We start from the raw sequence: 13,554 nt of genomic DNA, 5'->3' as shown, positions 1-13,554 counted from the left end.
TGCGGGCGGGGACTTTCGGCAGGGGCCTTCAGGCCGAGGCCTTGCGGCGGGGGCCGTGCGGCGCGTTGTGCCCACCAGTTCCCACCGCGGGCTCCCCCGGCTCGGGGAGCCGCGACGGCAGCACAGCACCGGCCGTCAACGCGACAAGGGGGCCGGGATGGAACCCGGCCCCCTGGACGACCGCACCGGCGGCGGTCACGTCAACCCCGGAAAGCGCCACCCGCCTGCTCGTTGGCCGTGGCCGACTGCCATTTGGCGGAGTAGTTCTCCGCCGGGTTGTAGCTCTGGGCCGTGGCGCCGTACTGGGCATGGCCGCCCGGGCCGGCCTGCCCGTACTGGCCGGCCTGGCCCTGGAACTGCCCGTACTGGCCGGCCTGGCCCTGGAACTGGGCGGATGACCCCGCCTGGTTCTGGAACTGGCCATACTGGCCTCCGGCTTGGCCGTACTGGCCTACCTGGCTCTGGAACTGGCCTGCCGTGCTCTGGGTGTACTGGCCGCCGTACTGACCGTACGGGGCTCCCGCCTGGGCACCCGCCTGGCCATACTGGCCGTACTGGCCGAATTGCCCGGCTTGGTTCTGGAACTGGCCATACTGGCCGCCGGCTTGCCCGTACGGCTGGCCGTACTGGCCAGCCCCCGCGGCGCCATAGCTGGCGCCCCCGGCCTGGTTGCTCATGTTACCCGCACCGGCCTGGGACTGCCAGCGGCTGCTGTAGTTTTCCGCGGGATCGTAGCTCTGGGCCGTGGCGCCGTACTGGGCATGGGCGCTCTGGCCATACTGCCCGAACTGCCCGGCCTGGTTCTGGAACTGGCCATACGCCCCCGCCTGGCTCTGGAACTGCCCGTACTGGCCGGCCTGGCCGCCAGCCTGCCCGAACTGGCCGTACTGGCCCAATTGCCCGCCGGCCTGGCCGGCCTGGTTCTGGAACTGGCCCGAAGCCTGGTTGCCCAGGCCCTGCCCGCCCGCCGGCGACTGCCACTGGGAAGTGTACTGCTCCTGCGGGTTGTACGATTGCGGCGTTGCGCCGTAACGAGCGTGGCTCGGGCCACCAAAGGCGCTGGGTTCGTCCACGATGATCCCCCCTGACGGCTAGCTGTTTCCAGCGGTTAGATTGCGGAAGCCCCCGGCTGCTATACCTTCCAGTTGCCACCATCTCCCGGCACCGGGGGCCGTCCGCCCGGCAGCCCGGCCGGTCCCGTCCGGCCGGTCAAGCCGGTCACTCTACCCGTCACGGCCGGTCACGCCGGGGGCTCCACGGGTCAAGGGCGGCCGGTCCCCCGGTCACGGACCGCCGTCTCGCCGGGACGGGCAGGCCACGGGCCACGAGGCAGCCAGATGGCGTACCGGAGAAGAGGTGAGCCCCGCTCCTGCGAGCGGGACGTGCAGGGAGGAGTCCCGCCTGCCGCCCCGTGTGGGGCGGCGGCCCACGGGCGGCCATACAATGCCCTAGCCAGCGGTTCCAGGGGCCCAGGTCCGGGCGGCGACCCCGGCCAGCGGCGGGCCCTCAAGCCGGGATCCGCCGCGGTTGCCGCGGTTTCCCCGGAGGGCCCCCGCCCCCGGCACCGGGGCGGCCCGTAACCGGACCGGCGGGCTCCGCACGGAACGGGCGCGCTGCGCCCGCACCATGCGCCCGCGCCATCGGGAGGGAATGCCTGTGGTCGAGGTTCGGCCCATCCCCCTCAAGGGCGGAACGGCCGTCGGCGTGAAGGTGGAACTGCCCAAGACCCGGCTGGTGGCCATCGCGACCCCCGCCGGGTACATCATGTGCGGCGCCCTGGACGTGCGCCTGCTGGACGACCTACTCGGAGCCCGCCGCATCGTGGCGGGCCGCGCTCTCGGCGTCCGCGACTTCAGCGATCTCCTGGAGCGCCCGCTGGAGTCGGTCACCAGCGCGGCGCGGGAGTTGGGTATTCACCCGGGGATGACGGGGCGCGACGCCCTGGAACGCCTCCTGGCGGTGGAACCGGCTCCCGCCGTGACGGCGGCCGGCGGCGACGACCCGGGCCCGGCGGCCGGGTGAAGGGCTGGGGGAGGAGGCCATGGGCTGGGCTCGGGGCCGGGAGAAGGGGGTACCGAAGAGCCGGCCGAAGCCTGGAAGCCCGGGTCAACGGCCCACGAAAAGCCCGGAAGAGGCGGGCGGGGGGCGGGCGGTCAAGCCCGCCTGCCCGGCGGCCGCCGGGGTCGCCGGCCCGTCGCCATGAAGGAGGGCAGGGCGCGGAGAAGGCAGGGGGCCGGTTCCTCCGCAGAAACCGGCCCCCTTTTCCTGGGCGAGGACGCCGGGGCACGGCCAGCCCAGGGCCTGCCAGGTGCAGGCGCCCCCCGGGCCCGCGCCCAGCGCCCTGCGCGCGTCATGCACTGCAGCCGCCAGGCCCCGCGCCGCGGGCCGCCAGGCTCCGCAGCTCGCCTGGCGCTGCAGCCCGCCGGGCTCCCCCTACGGGCGCCGCGGCTCCCCGGCCGCCTGGCCCGCCCAGCCCTCGGCCACCGGCGTGGTGAAGACGGGGTCCTCCAGCACGCGGGCGATGCGCGGGTAGGCCACCAGCGCCAACACCCCGGTGGCCAGGCCCTTGATCAGGTTGAAGGGAGTGATGGCGGTGACCACCGTGGCCCCCACCTGCTCGGCGGGCACCCCCCACAGCGGCAGGAAGACGAAGTAGTTGGCCACGGCCATCACAGCGCTGGTGCTGGCGGTCCCCACCAGCATGGCCAGGGCCAGGGCCCAGCGGCTGCCGATCTTCCGGTAAAGCCACGCGGCCGGCACCACATAGGCCAGGCTGGCCAGCAGGTTGGCGGCGATCCCGACCCAACCCGCCGTGGACTTGCCCGAGAAGAGGAACAGCAGGTCCTTGACCAGCGCCACCGTGGCGCCGGCCGCGGGGCCGTAGGCGAAGCCGCCCATCAACACGGGCAGATCGCCGGGATCGTACTTGAGGTACGCCGGGATGAAGGGGAGGAGAGGCGTCAGCTGGATCTCCCACAGCATGAGCAGGAACGCCATGGACGCCAGGAGCGCCAGGCGCACCATGCGACGAACCACCGGCATGCACCCCCTGCGCAGAGCGTGCGGGCGGGCATCAAAAAAGCCCGTCCCGCCCAGCCCTTCGGGGGAACGGACGCAGGTGGACCCGTAGGCTTGCGCGTGGGTCAACGATTTCCCGGTGGCGCGCGGAATTCCGCGCTCGCGTGATCCGCACGGCCGCACGCGACCGCGGGCGTCCCGCACGGGAGATGGCGCCGCAACTGCGAGCGCCCGTCGCGGTCGACCACGACCCCCGGCCGGCACCCCCGGCCGGCTTCCCCTGGCGCACCGGCGTCGACCGGGCGCCGCACATTCCGCGGTCGAACGCCGAACCCCCGCGGTCGGCACGCTGGCGGCACTCCGCCGCGGCGACCCCGGCCCACCCCGCCACCGGCGTCGCCAGCAGGGCCCATCCGCCCGGTGCCAGGTGCGCGGTAGCGGAGCGCAACCACCACGTGCGCGGGACGTCCGCCAGGTGCTCGGTGCACAATGGCGGGACAACCGCCAGGACGCGGCACACCTGCGCGCGGCACTCCACCCGGCGAGCACGGCAAGGCCGCGCTCGCCTCTCCCGGGAAATCCCGCGTCCCTTCCTTCTCCCATCCGGACTATCACCGTCGGCTCCGGCTTCTCACCGGAATCGGCCGCGCCCTTCACCGCACCGGCGCCGGGGAGGCCTGCCTGCCTCGGCCCGGGCATGGGTGCTCCGGCGCGCGGTTCGCGGGCTGGTGCGGTCGCGCCAGGACTGGCGCGCCGCCATCACCGCCGGTCGGGACTTCCACCCTGCCCCGAAGGAAGGTCATGGATTGTGATGTGGAGGTGAGGACCGTCCGGACGAAAACCCACCTCTAAGATGACTATAACAGATCCGGCAAGACCTGAGATCCGCCAGCCCGCGAAATCCGGCGGCACCTGGAACAGCCGCAGGTGTCGCCCGCCGTGCCCTCGACCTGCCCGCGCTGTTACAAGGCTCCGGTCTGCGGCCCCGCCGTTCCGGGCAGGTTATTGCTGCGAAACCGGGTGAACCGGAACGGACGAACCGGTGGGGTGATCGGGATGGGCTGGGCATTGACGCTGGTGGTGGCCGGGCTGGCGCTCCTGCTGGTAGCGCGGCTGGGGATCTTCGCCCTTACCCTGGGGCTGGGCCTGCTGCCCTTCCTCCTGATCGCCGGCGGCGTCATCTGGGCCGTGTCCACCGTGATGGCCCGCCGGCGGAACGGAACCGGCGGGCCGGCTGGCACGAGCTGATGGACATGGGCTGATGGACATGGGCTGATGCACCGTCGCGCCGTTCGACGATCGCCTCCAGCGGAGGGATCGCCCCGGTATCCAAAGGAATCGCTGCCGGAATGCGGCCGGCATGCCGGAGGGGAGGAATCGCCCCCGGCACACCGGACCGTCGAGGCATTGCCCCCCCCGTGACCGCTCTCCGTTACCGCTCGTTACCGCTTCCCCAGCACGTGGATGGCGTGGCCCAGCCCCGCCTCCGCCGCCTCCATCACCGCCTCGCTTAAAGTCGGGTGGGCGTGGATGGTGAGGGCCAGATCCTCCAGGGTGGCGCCCATCTCGATGGCCAGGGCCAGTTCGGCCACCAGGTCGGACGCCTCCGGCCCCACGATGCCCGCCCCCAGGACCACCTTGCTCTCCCGATCGGCCACCAGTTTGACGAACCCGTCCCGCTCGCCCAGGGTCAGGGCCCGGCCGTTGGCCGCGTAGGGGAACCGCCCGACCACCGGGTCGTAGCCCTGCTGGCGCGCCTGTTCCTCCGTCAGCCCCACCGTGGCGATCTCCGGGTCGGTGAAGACGGGTGCCGGCACCGCCACGTAATCGGCCGCCGCGGGCAACCCGGCGATGACCTCCGCCGCCACGATCCCCTCCCGGCTGGCCTTGTGGGCCAGCATGGGACCGGGCACGATGTCGCCGATGGCGAAGATGTTCCGCTGGCTGGTGCGCAGCTGGGCATCGACCTTCACCCGGCCCCGCTCGTCCAGCTCCACGCCCGCCAGCTCCAGTCCCAGGCCGCCGGTGTTGGGCCGCCGGCCCACGCTGACCAGGACCGCGTCGGCCACCACGGCCTGTTCTTCCGATCCGGACGAACCCGCCGATCCCGGCGCCCCGGCTCCCGCCGCCCCCTCCCCGCGGGGCTCGGGCCGGAACACCACCCGGACCCCCTCGCCGCCGGGCGCCTCTTCCCACCCCAGGACGCGGACGCCGGTGTGGACCTTGACCCCCAGCTGGCGGAGGCGCCGGGCCACCACCTGCACCAGCTCCGGATCGGTGCCGGGGAGCAGCTGGTCAGCCAGCTCCAGCACCGTCACCTCCGACCCCAGCTTGGCAAAGGCGGTGCCCAGCTCGAGGCCGATGTACCCGCCCCCGATCACCACCAGCCGCAGGGGCAGGTGGTCCAACGTCAGGGCATCCGAGGAATCCAGGATGCGGATGCCGTCGAAGGCGAAGCCCGGAAGCTCAACGGGCCGCGAGCCCGTGGCCAGGATGCAGTGCTTGAACCGGTAGACCTCGTTGCCCCCACCGGGGTTTTCCACCAGCACCTGGTTGGGCCCGGTGAAGGTGGCCCGCCCCTTCACCACCGTCACGCCGTTGCCCCTGAGGAGCTGCTCCACGCCGCCCGTCAGCCGCTGGACCACCGACTGCTTCCAGCCCTGCAACCGGGCAAAGTCCAGCCGCGCCCCCTCGACCACGATGCCCCGCTCCGCCTCCCGGGCCAGCCGGTGATAGGCCTTGGCGGCATCGATCAGGGCCTTGGAGGGGATGCAGCCCACGTTCAGGCACACCCCGCCCAGGCGGTCTTTCTCCACCAGGGTGACGTCCTTGCCCAGCTGGGCGGCCCGGATGGCGGCCACGTAACCCCCCGGGCCGCCCCCGATGACCAGGACCTCGGTCTCCGTCGCCACCTCGCCGACGACCATCCCATCCACTCCCGTTCTGCCCCGCCATCAGGCCATCTCCAGGAACAGCAGGCTCGGCTGCTCCAGGTACTCCTTGATCCGGTTGACGAACCGCACCGCGTCGGCCCCGTCGGCCACCCGGTGGTCGAAGCTCAGGGCGAGGTACGTGATGGTCCGCACCACGATCTGCCCATCCCGCACCACCGGCGTCTCGCGGAACTTGTGCACGCCCAGGATCGCCACCTCGGGGTAGTTGATGATGGGCGTGGACCACACGCCGCCGCCCAGGGCGCCCACGTTGGTGATGGTGAAGGTCGAACCCCGCACGTCGTCCAGGGCGATCCGCCGCGCCCGGGCCGCTTCGGTCAAGGCCGCGATCTCCCGGGCCAGCTGGAAGATGCTCTTGCGGTCCACGTCCCGCACCACGGGAACGATGAGGCCCTCGTCGGTGGCCGTGGCCACACCGATGTGGTAGTAACCCTTGAGCACGATCTCCTGGCGCTCGTCGTCCAGGCTGGCGTTGAAGATGGGAAACTGCTGCAGGGCCGCCACCACGGCCTTGGCAATGAAGGGTAGATAGGTGAGCTTGATCCCCCGCTGCTCCGCCAGGGGCAGGGCCTTGCGCCGCAGCTCCGCCAGTTCGGTGACGTCGACCTCCTCCACGTGGGTCACGTGGGGGGCGGTGTACTTGGACTGGACCATCTTCTCGGCGATGCGCTTGCGCAGGCCCCGCAAGGGTACGCGCTGCTCGCCTCCCGCTGCAACGACCCACTTGGCGGCCGAACCGGCCGCGGCCGCGGGCCTGGCCGCGCCCGCCGTGGCTGCGGCGGCCACCCCCGGTACCCCCGCCGGGGTCGCCGCGGCGGCGCCAGGGGATGCAACGGCCGGTCCGGCAGACGGGGCCGCACCCGCTGGCGCAGTGGGTGCCACGGCCGGCGTTGCCCCCGGAGCTGCGGGCGGGGCCGCCACCGTCGCGCCACCCGCCGTTGCACCGGCCGCAGTCGCCGTGACCGCCGGCGTCCCGGCTGCCCGGGCCGCGGCAAAGGCCCGCACGTCCTCGGCCGTCACCCGGCCCGCCGGGCCCGTCCCGGGGATCTGCCGGATGTCGACCCCCAGCTCCCGGGCCAGCCGGCGGGTGGCCGGGGTGGCCAGGACCCGCCGCGCTGCGGCCGCCGGCCCGCCGCCTGGGGCCGCCGGGGCTGCGTCGCCCGGCGCCCGAGCCCCGCGCGCTGCATCCGCCCCGGGCACCGCGGCCGGGCCAGGCGGGGGCGGCGGCGTGACCCCAGGTGAGGCGGCCGGCACCCCTCCCGGGGCCGCGGCCGGGCCCGCGGCCGCCGGAGCCGGGGGCGCCTGGTGCGGCGCCGCCGGGGGCGCCGCCTGGGCCGCAGGGGCCGCAGCAGCAGCCGGCGCCGCCCCAGCCGGTTCGTCCCCCTGGGCTTCTGTCTCGATCACCACGATCACGCTGCCGACCTGGACCACATCGCCCTCGTTGCCGCGCAGCTCCAGCACCACGCCGGCCACCGGGGACGGGATCTCCACCGTGGCCTTGTCGGTCTGCACCTCCACCAGGGGCTGGTCCTCGTGCACCCGGTCCCCCGGCTTGACCAGCCAGCGGACGATCTCCCCTTCGTGGATGCCCTCGCCCACGTCGGGCAACCGGAATTCGTACGCCATCCGCCGCACCTCGCTTTTCCGGGGCCGCACCTGGCCGTTCCCGGGCCAGGAGCCCAGCACCCGCTCCACGGCCCGGGTCAGAAGCCCGGGTCAGAAGCCCGGGTCACAAGCCCGGGTCAGACGTCCGGCTCGGAAGTCCGGGTCAGAAGTTCAGCACCCGCTCCACGCCCCGGATCACCCGTTCCTTGTTGGGCAGGTAGTAGTCTTCCAGGTGGAAGAGGGGCATCGGGGTGTCGAAGCCCGCCACCCGGTACACCGGCGCCTCCAGGTACAGGAGGGCCCGCTCGTTGATCAGGGCCACGATCTCCGCCCCGAAGCCGGCCGTCTTGGGCGCCTCGTGGACCACCAGGGCCCGGCCCGTCTTCTGCACCGCCGCCACGATGGCGTCCACGTCCACCGGGCTCAGGGTCCTGAGGTCGACGATCTCGCACTCGATGCCACGGCCCGCCAGTTCCTCCGCCGCTTCCTCCACGATCCGCACCATGGCGCCCCAGGTGAAGATGGCCACATCCCGCCCCTCCCGGACCGTGCGGGCCCGGCCGATGGGGACGGTGTAGGCCTCCTCCGGCACCTCCTGCCGGAAGGCGCGGTAGATCCGCTTGGGTTCGAAGAAGATCACCGGGTCGGGGTCGCGGATGGCGGCGATCAAAAGGCCCTTGGTGTCGTAGGGGGTGCTGGGGATCACCACCTTGAGCCCCGGCTGGTGGATGTACCAGGCCTCGGGGCTGTCGGAGTGGTGCTCGGGCGCCCGGATACCGCCGCCCCAGGGGGCCCGGATCACCAGCGGGCAGGTGAACCGCCCGCGGGAGCGGGCCCGGATGCGGGCGGCGTGGTTGACGATCTGGTCAAAGGCCGGGGCCATGAACCCCTCGAACTGGATCTCCGCCACGGGCCGCAGGCCGTAGATGGCCATGCCAATGGCGGTACCCACGATGGCCGACTCGGCCAGCGGCGTGTCGATCACCCGGTTCTCGCCGAACCGCTGGTAGAGGCCTTCGGTGGCCCGGAAGACGCCGCCGTTGACGCCTACGTCCTCGCCCAGGACGACCACCCGTTCATCCAGTTCCATTTCCGTGCGCAGGGCGTCGGCCACCGCCTGGACGATGGTCAGCTTGGCCATCACCGCCCACCCCCTTGCTGGCCGTCCCGGCCCGGTGCGGCGCCCGGGGCCCCGCCCGCTGCGGTAGCGCCCTGGCCACCGGCCGTGCCGCTCCCGCCGGCCGCCGCTCCGCCCGGACCGCCCGCACCCGGACCCGGGGCCCCGCCCCCAGCAAAGCTGCCGCCCGCAGCCCCGGCCTCCCCCAGTTCCGCCAGCAGCTCCCGCCGCTGTTCTTCCAGGTGCCAGGGCAGCTGGGCGTAGACGTAATCGAAAATGGCCGCCGGCGACGCCTTGGGCATGGCCTCCACCGCCTGCACCGCCGCCGCCACCCGCTGCCGGGCTTCCTCGGCCAGGGTCTGATCCTGGGCCTCGTCCAGCAGGCCCCGGGCCATGAGGAAGCGCCGCATGCGGTTCAGGGGATCCCGGCGCTGGCGCCACTCCTCCACCTCGTCCCGCCCGCGGTAGCGGGTGGGGTCGTCGGCGGTGGTGTGGGGCCCGTAGCGGTAGGTCAGCGCCTCGATCAGGGTCGGCCCCTCGCCGGCCCGGGCCCGGTCCAGGGCCTCCTTGGTCACCTTGTACACGGCCAGCACGTCGTTGCCGTCGACCCGGACCCCGGGGAAGCCGTAGGCCACCGCCTTCTGGGCGATGGTCTCCGACGCCGTCTGCCGGTGCAGGGGCACGCTGATGGCGAACTGGTTGTTCTGGCAGAAGAAGACCACCGGCGCCTTGAAGACCCCGGCGAAGTTGCAGCCCTCGTGGAAGTCGCCCTCGGAGGTGGCGCCGTCGCCGAAGTAGACGATGAAGGCCCGGCGGTCGCCGCGGATCCTGGCGGCCCAGGCGGCGCCGACGGCGTGGGGGATCTGGGTGGCGATGGGCACCGCCACGGTGAAGACGTTGACCTCCGGCGGGATCTGGTTGCCCTCTTCCCGGCCCATCCAGTAGAGCAGCACCTTCTCCATGGGCAGGCCGTGGATCATGGTCACCGCGTGCTCGCGGTAGGATGGGAAGACCCAGTCTTCGGGCTGCAGGGCAAAGGCGCTGCCCACCTGGGCGGCCTCCTGCCCTGCCAGCGGGGCGTACGTCCCCATGCGCCCCTGGCGCTGCAGGTTGAGGCAGCGCTCGTCGAAGGTACGGGCCAGGACCATCCACCGGTAGAACTCCACCAGCTTCTCATCGGTAAGATCCGGGGCCGGCTCCCCGACCAGGTTGCCGTCGGGGTCCAGCACCCGGACCAGCTCCAGGGTCTCCTCCCGGAGGTGGTGCAAGCTGCCCACGCCGCTCCCCCCTGTTGTCAGGAGCTCCCCCGGCGCGGGCGGCCCCGCGCCGCGAGGCTTCCAACGAGGCTTACAAACGGTCGTTAGGAACGAACCCACCGGGTTCAGTTCGGTTGTGCTCTGGCATTGCCTGCCGCGATCGGGCAGGTACCCCCGCCCCAACCCCGCCGCCCCAACCCCGCCACGGGCGCGGCCTACTCTTCTTCGAAGTGGTGCTCCTCGAACTTCAACGTGTTGCAGTTTTCCCGCACCGTCCGGATCACGGGCTCGGAGAACCCCGCGGGCAGCGACGCCTCGATCTCCAGCGTGATCCGGACCTCAGCCCCGGGCGGGGCCGCCAGGTGGGCGATGACCTCCTCGGCGATCTTCCCGGCATCCCCTCCCACCCGCATGGGGTTCAAGGTGGCCCTGCCGTAGAAGCGGCGAAAGACGGGCTGGGGCGGCGTGCCCGGCACAGCCCCCGGCCCTTGGCCCCCGCCCGGAGCGACCACCACACCGGCCACGGTCACCCCGGCGGCACCGGCGGTCGCGGGCTGCCCGGCCGGGCCTCCGCCGGCCACATCACCCGCTCCGGCCGGCCCGACCAGTTCGGCCTTGAGCTGCCGTTCCGCCACCGCCGGACGAACCAGCAGCCCCACCGGAGCAAGGGCATCCAGGGAGACCCCCTCCCCCGCCCTCAGCCCGCGGTAACGGCCGGCCGCCTCGTCATAGCTCTCGGCATACGCGAAGCCGTCTTGCAGCCACGTCAGCATCCCCACGCCGTTCTCGATCGCACCCACCAGCACCGACGGATCCCGCAGCCGGGGGAGATAGAGGTAGCGGAAGAAGTCCTCCACCAGCTGGCGGACCTCCACGTGGTCGCCGCGCCACAGGGGCACCTTGTCCAGCTGCAGGCGCAGCACGTTGCCGCCGAGCTGGGTGTACAGGTGACCGTCAGGAACCAGCTTCTTGCCGGCCCGTTCCACCAGGTTCCCGGAGCCCGACAACCGCACGGCCACCCATTCCATCTCTCCCTGGGGGTCGGGCTGCTCGGGTACCAGCACCCATTGAAAGGCCTCCTCCAGGCGCAGGTTCACCGTGGCATCGGCGTCCGCCCTCTGCCGCTCGGCGGTGCGGGTCTGGTGGGGGTCCAGGTTGAGGGCCTCCCGCTCCCGCAGGATGGAATCCCAGGCCTGGTAGCGCCGGACCGCCTCATCGAGGCCGTCCAACTGGGAGCGGTCCACCGCCAGGAACACCAGCGTGTTCCGGTACACGCGGGGCTGGTGGCCACGCCACTCGAGGATCTGGGCGGCGGCCGCCCGGGCGGGGCTCTCGCCGCTGCGCTGGTGCGGGGCGTCGAGGCCCAGGATCACCAGCCGGGCGGCCGGTTCGTCCGGCACCTCCTGGCTGGATCGGGGGAAGGGGTGCACCCCCGCGAAGGGGCCCGCAGCGTGGCGCGCCTGGTCCCGCACACGGCGCTCGATCTCCTCGGCCACCCTGTCGGGCTGGCCCTTGAGCTGCTCGGCCCGTTCCTCCGCCAGGCTGTTGACGTTGGGCTGGGGAGCGTACCAGTAACGGGTCCCGTCGGTGTACAGGTAGGTCGCCCGGCTGGCCAGGCGCCGCAGGGCATCCCCGAAGACGTTGGGCGACTCGCCGGGTCCGACGCAGCCCAGCCGGATCCGCCGGTCGTCCAGGCCCCGGTTGGCCGCGGTGTAGGTGGGGGCGGAACCGAGGAAGATGGTTCGGGCCACCCGGCGGGCGGCACCGTAGCGACCGAAGGTGTTCGACTCGCCGTCGATCTGCCGGGGCAGCGAGCCCTCGCCGTCCACGTCCCGCTGGATCACGGGGACCCAGTTGTCCGTCAGGTAGCGGGTGAGCTCCGACTGCACCCGCGAGTCGTTCATGGGCAGGGTGGAGGGGAGGATCAGGGGGCTGCGGTCTCCCTGCTCCCACAGGCTGTGGATCACCGCGGCCATGAGCCGCAGCACGCCCCGGGTCCGCTGAAACCGCACCAGGGTCGCCCAGTCGCCGTATAGGCGGTCGAAGACCTCGGGGTGGATGGGGTAGGCCGCCTTGATCCGGCGCTCGTACTGGGGCTGCCGGCACTCGGCGGGGAACTCCCCGGGATGTTTCTCATAAAGCTCCATGAAGGCCCGGGCCACCACGTCCCGCGCCTCGAACTGCTCGGGGTCCGTCATGGGCTGGAAGAGCCGGCGCCGGACGATTTCGAAGCTCTCCTCGGGGGTGGCCGGCCGCCAGGGCACCTCCACGCGCCCGATAACGTTGCGCAGCCGCTCCAAGGCTTCCCGGCCGCGGGAGCCGCCTACCTCGACGTCCTCGGCACCGGTGCGGGTGGCGGTGGGGCTCTCCGACGCCGGCAGGCTCACCACCAGCAGGGCGTGGGGGACGGCCTTGACCGCCTCGGTCAGGGCCTGGGCGAAGGTGAACTGGGTCTCGAAGCTGCCGGCGGGCAGGTCGCCGGCGTCGTGGAGCTGGCGGGCGTAGGCCACCCACTCGTCGATGAGGATCAGGCAGGGCCCGTAGTCCGCCAGCAGCTGGCGCAGGGTGTCGCCGGGGTTGGTGGCCCGCTCGTCGTCGGCCCGCACCCGCTCGTAGGCGTCCCGCCGCCCCAGCTGCCAGGCCAGCTCGCCCCAGAGGGTGCGGACCACCGTGCCGTCGTCCTTGACGCTGGGGTTGCCGACGGAGATGCGATTGCCCACCAGCACCACTCTCCGCGCCCGGGGGATGGAGGTGAAGCCGGCCTCCCTGAGCACGTCCTCGACGCCCGGGAGGCTCCCCGGCCCGAGGCCGGAGAACAGGTGGTACAGTGCCAGCATGGAGTGGGTCTTGCCGCCGCCGAAATTGGTCTGGAGCTGGACCACGGGGTCGCCGCCCTGGCCGGACAGCCGTCGTACGGCATTCACCAGCAGCCCCTTCAAGCTCTGGGTCGGGTAGGTGCGACGGAAGAACTCGGCCGGATCCTGGTACTCGTCCCGAGCCTCACCGAGGTACACCTGCCACAGGTCGGCAGCGAACTCGGCCTGCTGGTAGCGCCCGCCGGCCACGTCCTCGTGGGGGCTCACCACCTCCCGCCAAGGTTTGAGCATCCCGCTGGCCGCCGCCTCGATCAGGGAGCCGCCCGCCTTGCGCCGCTGCTGCCGGACCTTTTCATCAAACTGGATGCGCAGGAGCTCCGCGGTCATACGGTCCAATTCCTCTGCCTCAGGGGCGGCGATGGCGGCCAGCAGGCGCCGGGCGGAATCGAGGACCCGGTAGGTGTCGTCGCTGCTAAAGGGCTCCTGGTGGGCCCAACGGTTGCGCCAATCGCGCATCTCGGAGACGAAGCTGCGCTCGGCCTGGCCCAGGGTATGCTTGAACACGTCGTTCCACGTGTTCCACATCAGCTTGAGGAGGAGGGCGACGTCCCACTGTTCCACCGGCTTCTCGGCCACCAGGGGATCGTCGACGAAGCGCAAGAGGACGCGGTCATCCACCCGCCCCTCCTTGCGGGCGAGGCGGATCTCCCGGGCGACGAAGGGCGCCAGCCCGTTGCGCAGCAGTTCGAGAGCCCTGCGGACCCGTTCGTAGTTGCTTACGGCCACGG

The 13,554-nt window shown here is 72.5% G+C and carries 9 protein-coding genes; 2 read left to right on the top strand and 7 right to left on the bottom strand.

What is annotated here, in order from left to right; translation table 11 throughout:
• Positions 1-200: 200 nt before the first annotated feature.
• A complete protein-coding gene (locus THESUDRAFT_RS04120; RefSeq protein WP_006903466.1) occupies positions 201-1,073 on the bottom strand; it encodes a hypothetical protein in 873 nt (290 codons plus the stop codon).
• 577 nt (positions 1,074-1,650) lie between these two features.
• Between THESUDRAFT_RS04120 and THESUDRAFT_RS04115 the strand changes: the two genes are divergently transcribed.
• Positions 1,651-2,022: a YunC family protein gene (locus THESUDRAFT_RS04115; protein WP_341349082.1), complete on the top strand. Its 372-nt coding sequence runs from the start codon at positions 1,651-1,653 to the stop codon at positions 2,020-2,022.
• Between the two features lie 411 nt (positions 2,023-2,433).
• Here THESUDRAFT_RS04115 and THESUDRAFT_RS04110 read toward each other — a convergent pair whose 3' ends face one another.
• The gene (locus THESUDRAFT_RS04110) at positions 2,434-3,042 is read right to left on the bottom strand and encodes an ECF transporter S component (protein ID WP_423219084.1); all 609 of its coding nucleotides are present in this window, start codon (positions 3,040-3,042) and stop codon (positions 2,434-2,436) included.
• Positions 3,043-4,074: 1,032 nt separating this feature from the next.
• Here THESUDRAFT_RS04110 and THESUDRAFT_RS04105 point away from each other — a divergent pair.
• The gene (locus tag THESUDRAFT_RS04105) at positions 4,075-4,266 is read left to right on the top strand and encodes a hypothetical protein (RefSeq protein ID WP_006903463.1); all 192 of its coding nucleotides are present in this window, start codon (positions 4,075-4,077) and stop codon (positions 4,264-4,266) included.
• A gap of 194 nt (positions 4,267-4,460) precedes the next feature.
• Here THESUDRAFT_RS04105 and lpdA read toward each other — a convergent pair whose 3' ends face one another.
• The 5 genes from lpdA to THESUDRAFT_RS04080 form a co-directional block, all read right to left on the bottom strand.
• Positions 4,461-5,945 carry a dihydrolipoyl dehydrogenase gene (lpdA, locus tag THESUDRAFT_RS04100; RefSeq protein WP_006903462.1) on the bottom strand — a complete coding sequence of 495 codons (1,485 nt, stop codon included), beginning with the start codon at positions 5,943-5,945 and terminating at the stop codon, positions 4,461-4,463.
• A gap of 27 nt (positions 5,946-5,972) precedes the next feature.
• Positions 5,973-7,598: a dihydrolipoamide acetyltransferase family protein gene (locus tag THESUDRAFT_RS04095; protein WP_006903461.1), complete on the bottom strand. Its 1,626-nt coding sequence runs from the start codon at positions 7,596-7,598 to the stop codon at positions 5,973-5,975.
• 142 nt (positions 7,599-7,740) lie between these two features.
• A complete protein-coding gene (locus THESUDRAFT_RS04090; RefSeq protein WP_006903460.1) occupies positions 7,741-8,718 on the bottom strand; it encodes an alpha-ketoacid dehydrogenase subunit beta in 978 nt (325 codons plus the stop codon).
• Positions 8,718-9,971: a pyruvate dehydrogenase (acetyl-transferring) E1 component subunit alpha gene (gene pdhA / locus THESUDRAFT_RS04085; protein WP_006903459.1), complete on the bottom strand. Its 1,254-nt coding sequence runs from the start codon at positions 9,969-9,971 to the stop codon at positions 8,718-8,720. The genes THESUDRAFT_RS04090 and pdhA overlap by 1 nt, the downstream gene beginning before the upstream one ends.
• Before the next feature lie 194 nt (positions 9,972-10,165).
• Positions 10,166-13,552 (bottom strand): Swt1 family HEPN domain-containing protein, encoded by a 3,387-nt coding sequence (locus THESUDRAFT_RS04080; protein WP_006903458.1) that lies wholly within the window; start codon positions 13,550-13,552, stop codon positions 10,166-10,168.
• Positions 13,553-13,554 lie beyond the last annotated feature (2 nt).

Origin of the sequence: Thermaerobacter subterraneus DSM 13965 (genome assembly GCF_000183545.2) — a bacterium.
Taxonomy (GTDB): domain Bacteria; phylum Bacillota; class Sulfobacillia; order Thermaerobacterales; family Thermaerobacteraceae; genus Thermaerobacter; species Thermaerobacter subterraneus.
The sequence above is the reverse complement of the archived record's forward strand: the minus strand, read 5'-3'. Positions and strand labels throughout refer to the sequence as shown.

Coding starts and splice junctions, on each gene's coding strand:
- THESUDRAFT_RS04110 (WP_423219084.1), bottom strand. CDS start 3,042: ATGCCGGTGGTTCGTCGCATGGTGCGCCTGGCGCTCCTGGCGTCCATG.
- THESUDRAFT_RS04115 (WP_341349082.1), top strand. CDS start 1,651: ATGCCTGTGGTCGAGGTTCGGCCCATCCCCCTCAAGGGCGGAACGGCC.
- THESUDRAFT_RS04095 (WP_006903461.1), bottom strand. CDS start 7,598: ATGGCGTACGAATTCCGGTTGCCCGACGTGGGCGAGGGCATCCACGAA.
- lpdA (WP_006903462.1), bottom strand. CDS start 5,945: ATGGTCGTCGGCGAGGTGGCGACGGAGACCGAGGTCCTGGTCATCGGG.
- THESUDRAFT_RS04105 (WP_006903463.1), top strand. CDS start 4,075: ATGGGCTGGGCATTGACGCTGGTGGTGGCCGGGCTGGCGCTCCTGCTG.
- THESUDRAFT_RS04090 (WP_006903460.1), bottom strand. CDS start 8,718: ATGGCCAAGCTGACCATCGTCCAGGCGGTGGCCGACGCCCTGCGCACG.